Source organism: Gammaproteobacteria bacterium (assembly GCA_022340215.1).
Taxonomy (GTDB): Bacteria; Pseudomonadota; Gammaproteobacteria; order JAJDOJ01; family JAJDOJ01; genus JAJDOJ01.
In genome coordinates this window covers 1-16,205 of record JAJDOJ010000091.1, presented here as the reverse complement: position 1 = coordinate 16,205, position 16,205 = coordinate 1, and the positions used below count along the sequence as shown (strand labels likewise).

Sequence of the window (16,205 nt, the reverse complement as noted above, 5' to 3'; positions counted from 1 at the left end):
GCATGTCTCGGTGGCGGTGTCTAGCACTTTTTGAGCAGGGAGTACTCGTGTCTTGGTCGTGGAGTGAGAATGTCAAAACATGCTGCTATCTTTCATGATTAAATGCCGATCGGTCGCTAACTGGAGTGCGGAATGTAAGATCCGTCTCTAGGCGTTCAGGAATGCGGGATCCGCGGGGATTTCAGATATTCTGAAAATAACTTAAGGCGGGTGGTAAGATTCTCAATGAGTTTTCGAAGTGTGCTGCAATTAAGCCCATTCATCTTTCTTCCGCAACAGATGTATCTCATAAAGTCTATATGAGAGTATTGATTGAGTGTATGCAGGTGCAAACTAACTACCACCTGTACTCTGTCGCTGTGGGTTTCTGGCAATGTCGTCCAAAACCGCCAATCATCTATGACTATTAGATTTTGGCAAGTTAGGCATAGGCGACTACGATCGAATAATCGATGCGGTTGAAAGGTCGGTTGCTGAAGCGATGGCAGAATATGTAAAAGCAAACTTTAAATTGTTATGTCGAAGCAAACTTTGACATGTGAAGTACCCATGATCTGTTCATAAGGAAATCAGCCAGCCCAATATGAACAAAAGGGTCAAGTGCATACTTGCCGCTGTGGGAATCTCTGACTAGGATAGCTGGGGTCATCCTGAGGCGCCGCTATACAGCTTCGATTCTTCCCGCTCCAGATACAGGATACTCCGTCAAATGTCCCGAACACGCTTGTCTCGCAACTCGGTCAATCCGCTACTAATCCGATCCTTTGCGCTCGTACTGGTGGCGATCGTGGCTGCACCCGCCGCGGCAGGAGATTCACCGGTCGTGACCGTCAAGGTAAAAGCGGAATTTGCCGACATCCTCGACAACGTGAAGTCGACGATTGCCGGGCGCGGCATCAATATCGCGCACGTACTGCCCGCGAGCGAGATGCTGAATCGAACCGGTGAGTCGTTCGGCATCAAGGAGAACGTCTACATCGAGGCCCAGACGGTCGAGTTCTGCAGCGCCAAGATTTCCCATCACCTGGCCAAGGCTGATCCGGAGAACATCCTGCTCTGCCCCTTCACCATCAGTGTCTACGTGCTCACGTCGGACCCCGAACATGTGCGGGTCTCGTATCGCCGTCCCTACATGATCGATCCCGGGTCCGGACCGGCGGTTAGGGAGATGGTGGAACTGGTGGAAGGGATCGTGGAGGAAGCCGTTGCGTGGTAGCCAGCGAGCGATGGTTGTCGTGCATCCCTAGCACAGTCGCGACGGCAGCCATCGGCACGCCGCAGCAGGCGTTGTTCGCGCAGGTGATGTCGCCGGTTTGTCCCCGAGATACCTCGATCCGTGCTGGAGGGAGAGGTTTCGACCGCATTCCTGTTCAAAACCGGCGCGGTGTGCGCGCAGTGTCGTCTCCGCGGTCGGGCCAGTAGCTTCCTGACCGATTTCGGATTGAGCAATGGGTATAGCGCGACGCAGCGATGGTGCGGGCCTGACGATCATCGAACGGGCACTGCTCGGGGAGTCGTTCAAGTCCTTTCTGAATGTCCTGCTCGTGCTGATTCTGATCATTCTCGGCCATACCTTCGTGGGTCTGCTGGACAAGGTGGTCGGAGGGGGGCTGCCGCAGTCGTATCTGTTACCGATGCTTGGTCTGGGCATGATCGAACTGATGGTGCAGCTCCTGCCGCTCGCCCTGATGCTCGGCGTCATGCTGGCGTTCGGACGCCTGTACCGCGACAGCGAGATGGTGGCGATCCGGGCCTGCGGTATCGGCTACGGTCGAATCGTTCGCACGCTCATGATTCTGGTCGTGCCCGTGGCACTGATGCTGATCGTGCTGGTACTGTACATTTCCCCGCTTTCGGTCCAGGTCGCCGACCGTTTCGTGTTCCAGGCCGAGCAGCGTCCGGATATCGACTCGGTGACCGAAGGACGTTTTCTCGAGGCGAACGAGGGCAACTGGGTCGTGTTTGCGGTGCGCCGGCACCGCGGCGATCGCAGCCTCCAGGGCGTGTTCGTGCATAATCGCCAGGACGACCGGGTCGTTATCGAGACCGCGGCCAGTGCCGGACAGCGCGTGGACCCGCAAACGGGCGAGCACCTCCTGGTGCTCAGGGACGGGCAACGCTACGAAGGCGCACCGGGCCGGGGCGACTATCAGGTACTCTCTTTCAAGAAACACTCGATACGTATTCCGCCACTGGCCGGAACGGGCATTCTCGATGATCTGAAGGGCGCGCCGACCACGGAGCTGCTGCGGTCCGAAGAGCCCTCGAAGGCCGCCGAGCTGCAAACTCGCCTCACGATTCCAGTCAGCGCCGTGTTGCTGGTACTGCTTGCCGTTCCACTGTCGTATTCGACACCCCGACAGGGTCGTTTCGGAAAGATCGTGATCGCGATCCTGATCTACATCCTATACGCCAACCTGAACATCTTCGTGGTCAGTCTGATCGCGACCGGACGCTTGCCGGGCTGGGTCGGCACCTGGGGGGTGCAGCTGTTACTCGTGTGTTTGATCGTCGCATTGCTGTTGAGACAATACGGGTGGTACTGGACCTCGCGTCGCCTCGCGTTCCGGACACCCGTCACATGAGGTGCATGGATCGATACCTAGGCCGGGCGATCATCGTTGGCACCCTTGCGGCGTTGCTCCTTCTGGTATCCGTCAACCTGATCGTCGATTTCGCGCACAACGCGCGGCTGGCCGGAAAGACCGGCGGGACGATGAGTCTCGCCGTGGCGCGGACCCTGCTCACGGCACCGCGCCGGGTGTTCGAGTTCTTTCCGACCGCGATGTTGCTGGGGAGTCTTTTGAGCCTCGGCAACCTGGCGGCACGCAACGAACTTGTCGTAATGCGCGCCGCCGGGATGTCGCTCTACCAGATCGCCTGGGCCGTGCTCAAGGCGGCGGCACCACTGGTGCTGGGTGTCATTCTGCTGGGCGAATTCGTCGTTCCGCCCGCCGAGCAGATGCAGCGTAGCGCGGGAAAACCCCAAGGAGCGGGGCCAGTCGGACTGGGATCGAGGAGTGGTCTGTGGGCGCGGGACGGTGACCGGATCATCAACATCGGGACCGTCTATCCTGACATGCGGGTACACAATGTGTATGTCTACACGCTGGACGACACCATGCGTCTGACTGAAATCACCTATGCACGATCCGGCATTTATCGTGGTGAGTACTGGGACGTGAGCGACGTGAGTCGCAGCGCCCTGAGCAACGAACGGATTCTGACCGAGCATGCCGATGAGGAGCGCTGGCCGCGCCTCGTCTCACCGGATACCATCGACGTGGTCGTCGTGGAACCCGATCGGATGTCGTCGCGCAAACTGGCGAACTATGTCGAATACCTGGAAATGAACAATCTGGATTCCGCGCGCTACGAACTGGCCTTCTGGCAGCGGTTCACCGTGCCGCTGACCGCCCTGCCGCTGCTCCTGATCGCGGTGCCGTTCTCGGTTGGTCCGATCCGTTCGGGCGGGGCGGGGCAACGATTGTTCGTCGGCATCGTTGTCGGCGTGACCTTCCATCTGCTCAAGGAATCGTTCAACAATATCGGTCTGGTCTACGGACTGCCGCCGCTGATCGGGGCGTTCCTGCCCGTCTTTGTGCTGTTCGCGATCGCGGCGGCGATGATCCGGCGGGTGAACTAGCAGACTTTCCGAAGAGATTCAGGTGCGATGCGCGTCGGGTCCTGGATTCAACCCGAATCCGTTGGCTTTCTCAGGTTTCGGGTAACGCATTGCCGAGTGTGCCGGCGGCTTATTCGTCGAGTATTTACGGTGGTATGATCCTCGAACCCTTGGGGGCCGCGGTTCACCGGGCGCAACCAGCGGAGAAAGAACAGGGCGATCTCGAGGTTGCAATGATGTCTGATGTTCCGCCGGATCATCGAGGTGTGTCGGTGTGCGACCGGAATCCGGTCAAGACCTGCAACGTAGAAGCGAAGACTCCTGGGATATGCAGAAACGTTTTGCACTGATCATTCTGCTGCCGCTCCTGCTGCTCTACTATTTGACGCTGGTGTTCCGTCATACGGGCATCGATCTCGAGATTTCCAACTGGTTCTATGCTCACACCGGCACGTTTGACAGGGATCCCGAAAGCATCTGGGGATTTCTGTATCGATATGGCCCTTTGCCCGCGTGGTTGCTCTCTATCGGAGGTTTTCTCGCGTTCGCGCTGGGGTTTTTCGTGGAGCGCCTGCGGCGGTATCGGAAGATTTCCCTGTTTTTTGTCGTGTACATGATTCTGGGGCCGGGACTGATCGTAAACCTGGCTTTCAAGGACAACTGGGGCAGACCGAGACCTGTGCAGGTCGAGCAGTTCGGCGGCGAGATGTCGTATCAACCCGTCTGGGAAAAGGGCGCGGCGGGTGAGGGAGGATCCTTTCCCTCGGGACACGCGTCGGTCGCTTTTCTGATGATGGCTCCTTTCTTCGTGTTCTGGGCGGTGGGGCGGAACTGGGTAGCGTTCGCGTTCCTGGGCCTCGGGCTGGGATTCGGCATCCTGATGGGAATGGCGCGCATCGCTCAGGGCGGGCATTTTGCCAGCGACGTGATCTGGTCGGCCGGATTCATCTACCTCACGGGTGTGGTTCTCTACTGTGTGTTTCGATTCGATCGGGGCGTCTGGTGGGAATCATGAGCACGTCCCGGGGTGGGCGTGAATACACGCATTGGCATGCGGGCGGGTCGCGGTGAACGTCGATTTCCAGCGCAGGGTCGACCGGGTCGCGGGCAGCCTGATCTGTCGACTGTTGTCGGTGCTGTCGTTATTTCAACGCGGTCGATCCGACAGTCCGCCACAACGGGTGCTCGTAATTCTGTTGTCCGAGATGGGCAGTCTCGTGCTGGCCAGCCCCATGTTCAGAAAACTTCGGGACAGGTATCCGCTGGCGGAGATTCATGCGCTGGTCTTCGAGAAGAACCGGGAAGTCCTGGACCTGCTGGAAGTGATGCCACGGGAGAACGTGCTGACGATCCGTGATACGGGATTCGGTGTTCTGGTGCAAGACAGTCTCGGCGTGATCCGGGAATTACGACGTCTGAAATGCGACGCCGTAATCGATTGCGAACTGTTCGCGCGTGTCAGCAGTATCTTTTCCTTCTTCAGCGGGGCCCGGTTGAAGACCGGTTTCTTCCCCTATACGCAGGAAGGGCTCTATCGTGGCACATTCATCAACCGGCCGGTGCCGTACAACCCCTACCAGCACCTTTCGGTCCAGTTCCTCAATCTGCTCGAGGGTCTGGAGTCCCAGTCAGTCCCGGGCGCGAAACGCCTCTTGTCCGAAGAAGCGCTCACCGCTACTCGGGTGGAGATCGGACAAGGGGAAATCGACGCGTTGCGCACGAGACTTGCTGCAGACGTTCCCGGCATATTCGACCGGCCACTGGTGCTCGTCTATCCCAGTGGCGGGATCCTGCCGATTCGCGCCTGGCCGCCAGTCCACTACATCCGATTCTGTCGCCGGATCCTGGAAGCCGGATATGCCGTGGCCGTCATCGGGCTGGAGGCCGACAGGGTATTGTCGGCTGAGCTGCTGGCGGGGTGCGGCGGGTTGCATGGTTTCGACTTGACGGGGTATACGCGGTCGGTGCGCGAGTTGCTGCTGCTGTTTCACCTGGCGGAGCTGCTCGTGACCAACGACGGGGGCCCGGGGCAATTCGCGGCGATGACACCGATCCGGACCATTATCCTTTTCGGCCCCGAAACCCCGAAGCTGTACGGAACCCTGTCGGAACGCGCGTTTTCCTTCTATCTTCCGGTGTCCTGCTCGCCCTGCCTGACGGCATACAATCATCGTGCCTCGCCTTGCGATGGCGACAATATCTGTCTCAAGAAGATCGATCCGGACCGCGTATACGACAAGGCGATGGCGTTGCTACGGGAAGGGGCGAACCGCTGATGAGGATGTCGCAATGGCTCAGGCAACTGCCGATCGTCGGCAGAGCGCTGAGGTTTCGCTTCATTCGTTTCGGCGCCGTGGGATTTTCCGGGACCGTGGTCAACCTCGCAGTGCTGTATCTGGGGCAGGAGATGTTGTTCGCCTCGGTGCAGCCGGATTCGATGCGATTGAACGTGTCGCTGCCCTTGGCCATTTTCTGCGCTACGGTAAACAATTTTGTCTGGAACCGTGCCTGGACGTGGTCAGACCGCGTGGAAGCCAGGCACAAGCACATCCTCGTGCAACTTGGTCAGTACTTCCTCGCAAGCTGGTTCTCGATCGTGCTGCAGTTCGTCATGACCCGCGTTATCGCCATCTACATCCACTACATAGTGGCGAACGTGCTGGCCATTGTCGCCGCGGCCGTCGTGGGTTATCTCATCAACGACCTCTGGACCTTTTCCGAACGCAGGGAAAGGATAGAGATCACGCCCGAGATCATTCGGCAGCATTCCCACATTGATGATTGATTCGATTCGGGAATACAACCGGCCATGAATGCTCGTGCAACAGGCAATTCAGGGCAGCGGGTTGCGTTCCCGCCAGTTACCCTTGAAACCTTCGCCCAGCAGGATCTGCGCGTGGTACTCGTCGAACGCCTCTCCGCGGTAGGTATGCGTAAAGTCCTCCAGTCGCGTGACGGTCTGGAAATAGGGTGAATAGTCCGTCTCCGCATCCCGGCGCGCATCGGCAACGATGATCGCGTCCCGCCCGCGGAATTTTCTGTCGACGTCGCCAAGGAACAGATAGCGCTCTGGGCGGGCGAAATCGACGCCTTGGAACCGGGCGCCGCTGTAGAAGACCATCTCCGCGACCTTGGGTCCGCCGTCCGCTACAAGAAAGTATCCCTCTTCCGTCGGACGCGATTGCGTGATCTGCATGACGCGCTCGCCGAGCGCCGGCCAGGATGCGAACTTTCTCAAGGGGTCCATGTCGGCCGGTACCGGCAGAAACGGAAAGGCGAGGTGTGTCCGGATCAGGACATTCAGAATGAGCGCGACGACAACGCAGGCCCCCATGAACCAGCGATGACCGCGACGCTCGGAATAGAAGGTACGGAAGACGGTCCAAGTGAGGATGACCCCCGCGATATAGCCGGGGGCGGGCCAGTTTCCTTCGGCGCGTTCCCCGAACCAGGTAGTGACGGCGAAGAACAGAATTACCGGCCAGGACAGGATGAGCAGAAAGAGATAGCCAGGGCTGTTCTCCTTTGCGACTTGGCGCAGCGCAAACACGCTGTAGACCAGAAATGCGAGGAAAAGGGTCGGCGACATGATGCCGAGCTGCAATGCCAGATATTCCAGCAGTCTCGAAATCCGCGGCTGCGAAACCTGTGCGAAGCCCTGGTTCAACTGAAAGGCAAAGGAAATCCACTCGTGCTGCCAGTTCCAGATGATGACGGGCGAGAATATCACCAGGGCGAGTGCCGCCCCGAGATAGGGTTCTTTGCGCGCGAGCCAGAAGCGATGTCCGGGGGAAACGAGTAGAAACAAGAAAACGCTGGCGGGAAATAGCACCATCGTATATTTGCTGAGCAGGCCGATGCCGACGCTGATGCCCACCGCGTACCACCAGTCCCCGCGACTCTCCGTGATCGCCATGGCGGTGAAGAAAAGTCCGGCGCTCCAGGCAACCAGCAACGGCGTGTCGATGGTCATGATCGTCCCGATCGCGGGAAACAGCAGCGTCAGGTTGAGCAGCAGCACCGTCTCCCAGGCCAGAGAACTGCCTTGACTCGGGAACAGTGTGCACACGGTGCGGTAGACGAAGAAGAGGATGAACAGAAAAAGTACGAAGGCCGGTGCGCGTACGCCATCGACCGTGTCGCCGAGCATGGCGGTGCCCACCACAATGATCCAGGCGATCATCGGCGGGTGATCGAAGTAGCTCAGGTCCGGTTGTTCGGACCAGTACCAGTAGTACGCCTCGTCTTCGGAGAGGTTGAGCGTGTGGATTCCTCCCAGTGTCAGCAACAGGAGCAATCCGGTTAATGAGATGATCACAAGATTCCGGTTTCGTTGCTCGCGATGGGTCATACCGACGTCGCTCCCGTTTTCGGGTGAACTGGTGGTTGGCGCGGTTCTGTTGGCATCCAGGTCGCCGTAACCGTAGGTACAAACATTAGTTTCTGTCCCATTTCAAGCGTTCAAGGCACCTGTTTCAGGAAACACGGATAAACCTTGTCCGTGACAGGACGTCGTGCAGCGCCATGCGGTCCGACCGCAGAACACAGGCTGCATAGTTGCAGATAATAGGGGCAGTCAGGCTTACTCCGATCCAGAGAACGCCGTTCAGCAAGTGCGATACCCCATAACCGGCCGGCACCCAGAAGACCAGTGCCAGTGCGAACCGGCGCAACGCGGCCGTCAACCCGACGGGAAGTCCCTCCTGTGTGACGAGTCTGAAGCGCCAGGTTTTCATGCCGATCGTCTGTCCGCCATGAGTCCAGAACCATCCGAGGTATAGAAAAAGAACACCGTAAATGTACAGGACAAAGATCCAGTACAAGCGGTGTGTCTGGTCGATCTCGAATGCAATCACGATCGGGGTGGCCGCGATGAAAAGCAACGCTGTGGCGACAAGGCTGTCATAGAACAGCGCGGCGAGCCTGCGAGGCAATTTGACGACTGTCACCGGTGTTTCGGGCGGGGAATGGATCTCGGGTTTCGTCATGGAAAGTAATATCAGACTTGGATGGCTGCCTAAATCGCCGGATTCGGAGTGGGGGGAGAATTCGCGCGTGCATCCGTTCAGGCAATGAAAGTCTACACGATTCGAAGCAATGGCAATTGAATGGTCAGACAGAAGAGGTCATGCAATGGTGCGGGAAGGCGAAACGGAAGCTCGCACATTCCGCGAATCCTATGACCGCGTTTTATTGCCAGCGACAAAGGGCCGCCTGGAGCGATGCACATCGGTGTTGTTGCCCTATGGATGCAACCCGCGCAGATGCATGATTTTCTCGAATCGAAATCGTGGAGGTGTTTGGTTCCATACTCATCCGGCAATAAAATAACGAACGCGGTGCTCCAATTAATTGAAAATACTGTCGGTAGTAATATAATCAGTATGTGCAGATAAAAACAGGAGAGCCACAGATGGAAACAGTGAAAAAGGCGGTAGCGAAGAGAAGAGTTGCGACCGCCAAGAAGAAGGCCGTAGCCAGAAAGTCCCTCGCCAGGGCGACGATGACCAAGCGTGCGACTTCTAAAAAGGCAGTGAGGAAGGCAAGCCCCGCTGCCAAGAAAAAGGTAGTGAAGAAAAAGGTTGCGCGTCGGGGAAGGCCGAAAGCCGCGACCACAAAGGCGGCGTCCGTTTCCAAGGATCGCGAGATCAAGCAGAAGCTACGGGATACGATTGCTTCCCTGAAGGCGGACGTCAAGGCGGGCAAACTGCAGATCAAGGAAGTGCTGGCCTCTCAGAAGGCCAGGCTCAGTGACCTGGAAAGCGAGTTGAAAAACGCCCTGCGTCGCGAGAAGGCGCTGCTGGGCATCATCGCATCCAAGGGTGAAGTGATGCAAAGGGCCGGTGACAGCTGGTCGGAAAAGGAGATCGCGCGAATTCAGGCGGCACCGAAGAAACGCAGGCGTCGAAGGAAGACCGCTTGATCGAACAGAAAACGGTCTTCGGGGCCGTTTTCTGTTTCTACCGGCTTTCTACTGGATTAATTCGAATGGCACTTACTTTGGCGAATCTGCCCCGGGGTAATCGATTCGAGGGATGTCGTGAATCCGTCCCTGGAGGCTAGACCGCAGCATCCATGCCGCAGACGCCCTCGTATCGAATACCCCGGGACAGCTTCAATTCCTGCGTAGTTCCCTTAAGGCGAATGCCGGAAAATGGCATACCAGATTGCGCCGGATTTTCGTTCGTCATCAAGGCGCGACAACAGGCGCATAGTCGAACTATGGAACGATTGTCGCAACACGGAGGACGGACGAAAAGACAAGCAGGATGGTATGTCAATTGACAGAAATCGCCTAAGCAAGCGCCATTCGGATTATTGCCGTTTGGCATGGAACCAGTTGGTCGATGCATGTTCTACTGTGGAAGGCGATGGGGAAGCAGTGACAAATCTCTCGCGGCGAGGAAGCGCCGATCCACGGAAGCTCAAACCGGTCGCGCGTTGAAGGCAGAGACGGGGGGGACTCGGTGAAAACACAGGTACAGGCCGGCCGGAACCCGGGGAGGCGAATTTCCGAACGGATCGTACAGCTCTCCCTGATATTCTGTGTGGTGTTCTCCGGTCTTTCGTTTGGGGGCGCCGTGTGGGCGAATGGCTCCACCGCATTGCTGCTCGATGTGGACGGAGCGATTGGCCCGGCGACCGCAGCCTATGTCGAGGACGGAATCGAGTCTGCATCATCGGCGGATGCCGCGGCCGTCATTCTCAGGATGGACACCCCCGGGGGACTCGACCAGTCGATGCGCGATATCGTCAAGTCCATCCTTTCCTCCAGTATTCCGGTCATCGCCTGGGTGGCCCCGTCAGGGGCGCGCGCAGCCAGTGCAGGCACCTATATTCTGTATGCCGCGCACGTCTCCGCCATGGCACCGGCTACAACTTTGGGTGCGGCGACGCCCGTCAGTATCGGTGGTCTGCCAGGCATCGGTGGTGGTAAAGAAACGGACAAAAGCGATCCGGTTGAGCCCGGGGAACGCGGCGGTGAGCACAACGGGGACGCAGGGGAGGCGGCGAAGAAAAGCAGTGGTTCGGATACCATGAGCCGCAAGATCGTCAACGACGCCGCCGCCTATATCAAGGGGCTCGCGCGGCAACGTGGCAGAAATGAGGAATGGGCGGAGCTGGCGGTGCGCGAGTCCGTCAGTCTTACGGCCAGCGAGGCCAGGGAGAAGAATGTCATCGATCTAATCGCGGCAAGTGTTCCGGAACTGCTGCGAAAGGCGAACGGGCGAAAGGCCGATACGGCGGCGGGTGAAGAGACAATGACTACCGAGGGAGTCACCGTTTTGCCCTTTGCCCAGGACTGGCGAACGCGTCTGTTGAGCGCAATCACGAACCCGAACGTGGCCTACATATTGATGCTGGTTGGCATTTACGGTTTGATCTTCGAACTCTCTAATCCCGGTGCGGTGTTTCCCGGGGTGATCGGCGCAATTTGCCTGCTGCTCGCGCTCTACGCGTTCCAGGTGTTGCCGATCAATTACACGGGACTCGCGCTGATGATCATCGGCATCGCATTTATAGTGTCGGAGGCGTTCGTACCCAGCTTTGGCGTACTCGGGTTCGGGGGTGTCATCGCGTTCGTCGCCGGCTCCGTAATCCTGCTGGACGAGGAGCAGTACAGTGTGTCGCTGCCCCTGATCATCGGCACCGCGCTGATCAGCGCGGGATTTTTCTTCTGGGTCATCGAGCGCCTGATCCGGCTGCGAGGAAGGAGACCGAAAACCGGGGCGGAGGAGATGATCGGACTGACGGGCGTGGCGCTGTCGGCCGTTGGGGTCGAAGGTCGGGTACGGGTTCACAGTGAGACCTGGAACGCCCGGGCGGTCGAGACCATTCCCAAGGGTGAACCGGTGCGGGTCATTGGCATGCACGGACTGCTGCTGGATGTCGAAGCTGTCGCATCGGACCCGACTACCCGGACGCAAACCGATGAGAAGCAGGACCGATGTCGGATCCTGGATTGATTGAGGAGCCTGAACGATGATTTCGTATGCACTGCCGGTCGCACTGCTGCTCGGCCTGGTCTTTCTCTCCATTCGCATACTCCCGGAATACCAGCGGGGGGTCGTTTTCTTTCTCGGGCGTTTTCAGCGGGCGAAGGGGCCCGGACTGATTATCGTGGTCCCGGGCATCCAGCGTCTCGTGCGGGTGGATCTGCGTGTAATCACCATGGATGTCCCCAGTCAGGACGTGATCTCGCGGGACAACGTCACGGTCCGCGTCAACGCGGTCCTGTATTTTCGCGTCGTGGATCCGGAGCGCGCGATCATTCAGGTGGAGGACTATTACACTGCCACCAGTCAGCTCGCGCAGACGACGCTGCGGTCGGTGCTGGGGCAACACGAACTCGACGAGATGTTATCGGAGCGGGAGAACCTGAATGCGGACATTCAGAAGATCCTGGACGAGCAGACCGACAGTTGGGGCATCAAGGTCACGAATGTCGAGATCAAGCACATCGATCTCGACGAAAGCATGGTTCGTGCGATCGCCAGGCAGGCTGAGGCCGAACGCGAGCGGCGCGCCAAGGTCATACACGCCGAAGGCGAGCTGCAGGCGGCGGAGAAACTGCTGGCGGCCGCAAATATCATCTCGACGAACCCGCAAACCCTGCAACTGCGTTATCTGCAGACGCTGAACGACATCTCGAGCCAGCAGAGTTCGACGATTGTGTTTCCCCTGCCTATCGAGATGCTGCGCGCCTTCCATGCCAGGGACCCGGGCCAGAAGAACGCGTGAACCGGGGGAAGCGGCCGCCGGTACCCGAGCGGCAGGTGGCCGTGATCGGGCAATTCCTGGATGCGCTCTGGCTCGAGAACGGGCTCAGCGGGAACACGCTGGATGCCTACCGCAACGATCTCGATGGTCTGGCGCTTTGGTTGTCCGCAAGCCGTGGCAAGGGATTGCTGGAATGCGGGCGGGCCGATCTTCTGGACTATCTCTCTACTCGCTACGAGGCCGGCGCCTCGGCGAGTAGTGCGGCTCGACTCCTTTCCAGTATGCGGCGCTTTTTCCGTCACCAACTGGAGGCCGGCCGGATGAAAACGGATCCGTCCTCGTTGGTCGACTCCCCGCGTACGGGGCATCCCTTGCCCTGGAGTCCCGGGGAGAGGGAAGTCGAGGCACTGATCGCGGCGCCCGATACCCGCACGCGACTCGGCCTTCGCGACCGCGCGATGCTGGAAACCTTGTACGCCTGCGGTTTGCGGGTCTCCGAACTTGTCACGCTACCGCTGTCCCGCTTCAACCCGCGCCAGGGGGTTGTCAGGATCACCGGCAAGGGATCGAAGGACCGTCTTGTTCCGGTGGGCGAGGCGGCGCTCGAATGGCTGGAACGCTACCTGGATGAGGTCCGCCCGGCGCTGATGAAGGGGCGTGACGGGTCTCAGACGGTCTTCGTGACCAGCCGCGGTTCGGGGATGACCCGCCAGGCATTCTGGCAGATCGTCAAACGTTACGCGCTGATCGCCGGCATACAGCGTCCGATCTCACCCCATAGCCTCCGGCATGCGTTTGCCACCCACCTGCTCAACCACGGTGCGGACCTGCGTGCCGTCCAGATGCTGCTCGGACACAGTGACCTTTCCACGACGCAGATATATACTCACGTCGCCCGCGCGCGTCTGCGGGAGCTGCATGCCCGACATCACCCCCGCGGGTGACTGCCGTTCTTCCCAGAATTGGCCCTCCGATCAAGCGTTCGGTACGGTGCGGATGAATTATTGGGTCAGTGGGTTGTCCGAAACAGGTGACAAATGTTCAGTCGCGCCGTCGTCAGGCTCGATGAGTCCCGATAAAGGACGTGCGGTAATCAGTAATCCAGCGAGAGAGTGATACATGAAGATTCGATTGATCCCGGCGGTATTCATCGCCCTTGCCTTGATACAGCCGGTCGCCGCCACGGAGGGTGCGAAGGATCCGGACAGACTACGTTCCAAGCTACAGTCACTGATTCCCGGGGCCGAGCCGGACAGCATGCGTGAAACGCCCGTAGCCGGCGTCTGGGAAGTGGTCTACGGGACCCAGGTCATGTACTTCACTGTCGACGGCAACTATGCCTTCAGTGGTTCGCTTTTCGACCTGGAGTCCGGTAAGAATCTGACGAATGTCACGATGTCCCGGGCCCGACTGGAGGAGATGTCCCGGGTGAAGGACGAGGACATGGTGGTCTACGAACCTAATGGCAAGATCAGGCATACCATCACGGTTTTTACCGACGTGGACTGCGCCTATTGCCGCAAGCTGCACTCGGAGATGAGCGAGTACAACGATCTGGGTATCAAGGTTCGTTATTTGATGTTCCCCCGCAGCAGGAAAGGCTCGCCTGCGTTTGAGAAGGCGGTGAGCGTCTGGTGCGCCGACGACCGCAACGCCGCGATGGACCTCGCCAAGGCCGGCAAAAAGATTCCCGAGAAAAGCTGCGACAACCCGGTACAGGAGCAGCATGACCTGGGGCTGGCGATGGGGGTGAACGGTACACCGGCGATCCTGCTGGAGAGCGGCGAGTTGCTGCCGGGTTACAAGCCGGCGGGCAAGCTTGCGAAATACCTCGACGAGACCGCGGTGGAGAAGGCCAGTGAACAGAGTGGCCTGAAGAACGGAGAGACCGTCTCCGTCGCACGTTAGTCAGAACCGGTTCTAGAAAAAAACATAAAGAAACGAGAAACGCGCCTCTCGGCGCGTTTCTCGTTTCTTTTATCCGAACCCTGCCCGCATTCAGGCCCGCCGACACCGCCCGCTCGCGATCATTGCGCCACGGGCTGGCGGTGAAGGGTCAGACGGCCTTCTTACAGAAGTACCCGTCGATGCATGCACTCGTAGCCCTGCTGCTCGGCAGCTTCAGCGATTGCCGGCGGAGGCACGATGACAATCTCGTCGGGCTGCCAGCCTTCCGGCGTGGAGACGCCGTTGGCATCGCAGGTTTGAAGGGCCTGGATCAGGCGCAGGAACTCGTCGATCGATCGGCCGTTGGTCATCGGGTAGTAGACCATCGCCCGGAGGATGCCTTCGGGATCGATCACGAAGGTGGCCCGCACCGCGGAGGTGTCGGCCGCGCCGGGGTGAATCATCCCACAGGCCCGGGCGACGTCCATCTTGAGGTCGGCAATGACGGGGAAACCGATGTCGACACCGAACTTCTCCTTGATATTGCGCACCCAGGCGACATGGCTGTAGTGGCTGTCTATGGACAGGCCGAGCAGTTCCGTGTTCAGCGCCTGGAATTCCTCCTGACGCCTAGCAAAGGCCATGAATTCGGTCGTACAAACCGGGGTAACGTCCGCCGGGTGCGAGAACAGGACCAGCCATTTGCCGCGATAGTCCTCGAGCTTCCTCTGACCATAAGTCGTCGGCGCATTAAAGGCAGGGGCGGGTTCGTTGAGCCGGGGCATGCCCGATTGTGTCAAGGTGTCCATTTTGGGGTCCTCAATGATTGGTTTCGAAGGGTTGTAAAGTCATGCCTGCCGCGCTGGCCGGGCATGTGAATCAATCCACAGGACATTAAATTCGGATTATGGGAAATGGCTATGACACGCAATTAGCTTGCCTCAGGAGGTGCCCGAATGATTGCCGGAGATCAGGTCGACGCAGCTCAGCCCCGAGGCACTCACCGCGGCGCGAAGGGCGTCGATCACCTTCGGGCGAGGGAAGGTCGCCCGCCAGGCCAGCGCCACCCGGCGGCTGGGAACCGGTCCGGAGAAGCGTCGAATCCTTACCAGGCGTTGGGCATAACGATCCACACCGGCGGCCGTGCAGGGCAACACGGTCAGGCCCATACCGGAAGCGACCATGTGACGGATGGTCTCCAGCGATCCCCCTTCGATGAGGTCGCCGAGGTTTCCCTGCCCCGGCGGTCGTGGCGCGCAGGACGGACAAGCGTCGATGACCTGATCCCTGAAGCAGTGTCCGGAGCCCAGCAACAGGATGGTTTCACTCTCGAGATCGGTTCCGTCCAGCGTCTTCCTGGCGGTCAGGGGGTGTGCCGAGGGGAGAAGAATGACGAAGGGTTCCTCGTACAGCGGCAGGGTCAGTACATTGGTTTCGGTAAAGGGCAGCGAGATGACGATGACATCGAGTTCACCCCGCTTGAGCCGTTCCGCTAGCACGGCGGTGTAGTTCTCCTCCACCAGCAGGGGCATCTCGGGCGCCAGTTCCTGCAAATGGGTGATCAGGTCCGGAAAGAGGTAGGGACCGACCGTGTAGATCGCGCCGAGCCTGAGCGGTCCCACGAGCTGGTTACGACCCTCGTCGGCGGCATGCTTGACGGCCTCGACGGCCTCCAGCGCGCGCTGCGCCCGTTCCACGATGCGCTCGCCGACCGGGGTCACCTGCACGTTCTGGGCGCCGCGCTCGAAGATCCTTATACCCAGTTCGTTCTCGAGTTTCTTGACGGCTACGCTCAACGTGGGCTGGCTGACGAAACAGGCTTCGGCTGCACGACCGAAGTGGCGGGCGCGGGCGAGGGCGACGACATAACGCAGTTCGGAAAGATTCATTATTATGACTTTTCGGCGATAGTTATTCGCTATTAAAGCATTTGGACCTTTCAGATGGTAATAGTGGGTGCGCAGCGTAGTTT

General features: G+C 59.1%; 15 protein-coding genes. 11 read left to right on the top strand and 4 right to left on the bottom strand.

The features are described from left to right. The first annotated feature begins 709 nt into the window (after positions 1–709). From LJE91_07050 to LJE91_07025, 6 genes are all read left to right on the top strand, one after another. The gene (locus LJE91_07050) at positions 710–1,216 is read left to right on the top strand and encodes a DUF302 domain-containing protein (protein ID MCG6868480.1); all 507 of its coding nucleotides are present in this window, start codon (positions 710–712) and stop codon (positions 1,214–1,216) included. Positions 1,217–1,448: 232 nt separating this feature from the next. Continuing rightward, a complete protein-coding gene (gene lptF / locus LJE91_07045; protein MCG6868479.1) occupies positions 1,449–2,585 on the top strand; it encodes an LPS export ABC transporter permease LptF in 1,137 nt (378 codons plus the stop codon). A gap of 5 nt (positions 2,586–2,590) precedes the next feature. Then, complete coding sequence (gene lptG, locus LJE91_07040) at positions 2,591–3,646, top strand: LPS export ABC transporter permease LptG (GenBank protein ID MCG6868478.1); 1,056 nt, start codon at positions 2,591–2,593, stop codon at positions 3,644–3,646. A gap of 307 nt (positions 3,647–3,953) precedes the next feature. After that, positions 3,954–4,640: a phosphatase PAP2 family protein gene (locus LJE91_07035; GenBank protein MCG6868477.1), complete on the top strand. Its 687-nt coding sequence runs from the start codon at positions 3,954–3,956 to the stop codon at positions 4,638–4,640. A 52-nt stretch (positions 4,641–4,692) separates the two neighbouring features. Next, the gene (locus LJE91_07030) at positions 4,693–5,901 is read left to right on the top strand and encodes a glycosyltransferase family 9 protein (protein ID MCG6868476.1); all 1,209 of its coding nucleotides are present in this window, start codon (positions 4,693–4,695) and stop codon (positions 5,899–5,901) included. Then, the gene (locus LJE91_07025; GenBank protein ID MCG6868475.1) at positions 5,901–6,410 is read left to right on the top strand and encodes a GtrA family protein; all 510 of its coding nucleotides are present in this window, start codon (positions 5,901–5,903) and stop codon (positions 6,408–6,410) included. The genes LJE91_07030 and LJE91_07025 overlap by 1 nt, the downstream gene beginning before the upstream one ends. A 48-nt stretch (positions 6,411–6,458) precedes the next feature. On the opposite strand, the gene LJE91_07020 is transcribed toward LJE91_07025, so the two are convergent. Both LJE91_07020 and LJE91_07015 read right to left on the bottom strand, forming a co-directional pair. Next, positions 6,459–7,943, bottom strand: coding sequence for a glycosyltransferase family 39 protein (locus tag LJE91_07020; protein MCG6868474.1), 1,485 nt, complete (start codon positions 7,941–7,943; stop codon positions 6,459–6,461). Positions 7,944–8,100: 157 nt separating this feature from the next. After that, on the bottom strand, positions 8,101–8,613 hold the full coding sequence (locus tag LJE91_07015) for an RDD family protein (protein ID MCG6868473.1): 513 nt from the start codon (positions 8,611–8,613) through the stop codon (positions 8,101–8,103). Between the two features lie 425 nt (positions 8,614–9,038). On the opposite strand from LJE91_07015, the gene LJE91_07010 reads away from it, so the two are divergent. From LJE91_07010 to LJE91_06990, 5 genes are all read left to right on the top strand, one after another. Continuing rightward, on the top strand, positions 9,039–9,548 hold the full coding sequence (locus LJE91_07010; GenBank protein ID MCG6868472.1) for a hypothetical protein: 510 nt from the start codon (positions 9,039–9,041) through the stop codon (positions 9,546–9,548). 544 nt (positions 9,549–10,092) lie between these two features. Further along, positions 10,093–11,592 carry a nodulation protein NfeD gene (locus LJE91_07005; protein MCG6868471.1) on the top strand — a complete coding sequence of 500 codons (1,500 nt, stop codon included), beginning with the start codon at positions 10,093–10,095 and terminating at the stop codon, positions 11,590–11,592. Between the two features lie 16 nt (positions 11,593–11,608). After that, positions 11,609–12,367 carry a slipin family protein gene (locus LJE91_07000; GenBank protein MCG6868470.1) on the top strand — a complete coding sequence of 253 codons (759 nt, stop codon included), beginning with the start codon at positions 11,609–11,611 and terminating at the stop codon, positions 12,365–12,367. Continuing rightward, on the top strand, positions 12,364–13,290 hold the full coding sequence (gene xerD / locus LJE91_06995; GenBank protein ID MCG6868469.1) for a site-specific tyrosine recombinase XerD: 927 nt from the start codon (positions 12,364–12,366) through the stop codon (positions 13,288–13,290). The genes LJE91_07000 and xerD overlap by 4 nt, the downstream gene beginning before the upstream one ends. 175 nt (positions 13,291–13,465) lie before the next feature. Beyond that, positions 13,466–14,254 carry a DsbC family protein gene (locus LJE91_06990; protein MCG6868468.1) on the top strand — a complete coding sequence of 263 codons (789 nt, stop codon included), beginning with the start codon at positions 13,466–13,468 and terminating at the stop codon, positions 14,252–14,254. A 161-nt stretch (positions 14,255–14,415) separates the two neighbouring features. Here the strand turns inward: LJE91_06990 and LJE91_06985 are convergent, their stop codons facing one another. Both LJE91_06985 and LJE91_06980 read right to left on the bottom strand, forming a co-directional pair. Further along, positions 14,416–15,042 carry a peroxiredoxin gene (locus LJE91_06985; GenBank protein ID MCG6868467.1) on the bottom strand — a complete coding sequence of 209 codons (627 nt, stop codon included), beginning with the start codon at positions 15,040–15,042 and terminating at the stop codon, positions 14,416–14,418. A gap of 132 nt (positions 15,043–15,174) precedes the next feature. Next, positions 15,175–16,122, bottom strand: coding sequence for a hydrogen peroxide-inducible genes activator (locus tag LJE91_06980; GenBank protein ID MCG6868466.1), 948 nt, complete (start codon positions 16,120–16,122; stop codon positions 15,175–15,177). Positions 16,123–16,205 lie beyond the last annotated feature (83 nt).

Coding starts and splice junctions, on each gene's coding strand:
- LJE91_07050 (MCG6868480.1), top strand. CDS start 710: ATGTCCCGAACACGCTTGTCTCGCAACTCGGTCAATCCGCTACTAATC.
- lptF (MCG6868479.1), top strand. CDS start 1,449: ATGGGTATAGCGCGACGCAGCGATGGTGCGGGCCTGACGATCATCGAA.
- lptG (MCG6868478.1), top strand. CDS start 2,591: ATGGATCGATACCTAGGCCGGGCGATCATCGTTGGCACCCTTGCGGCG.
- LJE91_07035 (MCG6868477.1), top strand. CDS start 3,954: ATGCAGAAACGTTTTGCACTGATCATTCTGCTGCCGCTCCTGCTGCTC.
- LJE91_07025 (MCG6868475.1), top strand. CDS start 5,901: ATGAGGATGTCGCAATGGCTCAGGCAACTGCCGATCGTCGGCAGAGCG.
- LJE91_07015 (MCG6868473.1), bottom strand. CDS start 8,613: ATGACGAAACCCGAGATCCATTCCCCGCCCGAAACACCGGTGACAGTC.
- LJE91_07010 (MCG6868472.1), top strand. CDS start 9,039: ATGGAAACAGTGAAAAAGGCGGTAGCGAAGAGAAGAGTTGCGACCGCC.
- LJE91_07000 (MCG6868470.1), top strand. CDS start 11,609: ATGATTTCGTATGCACTGCCGGTCGCACTGCTGCTCGGCCTGGTCTTT.
- LJE91_06990 (MCG6868468.1), top strand. CDS start 13,466: ATGAAGATTCGATTGATCCCGGCGGTATTCATCGCCCTTGCCTTGATA.
- LJE91_06985 (MCG6868467.1), bottom strand. CDS start 15,042: ATGGACACCTTGACACAATCGGGCATGCCCCGGCTCAACGAACCCGCC.
- LJE91_06980 (MCG6868466.1), bottom strand. CDS start 16,122: ATGAATCTTTCCGAACTGCGTTATGTCGTCGCCCTCGCCCGCGCCCGC.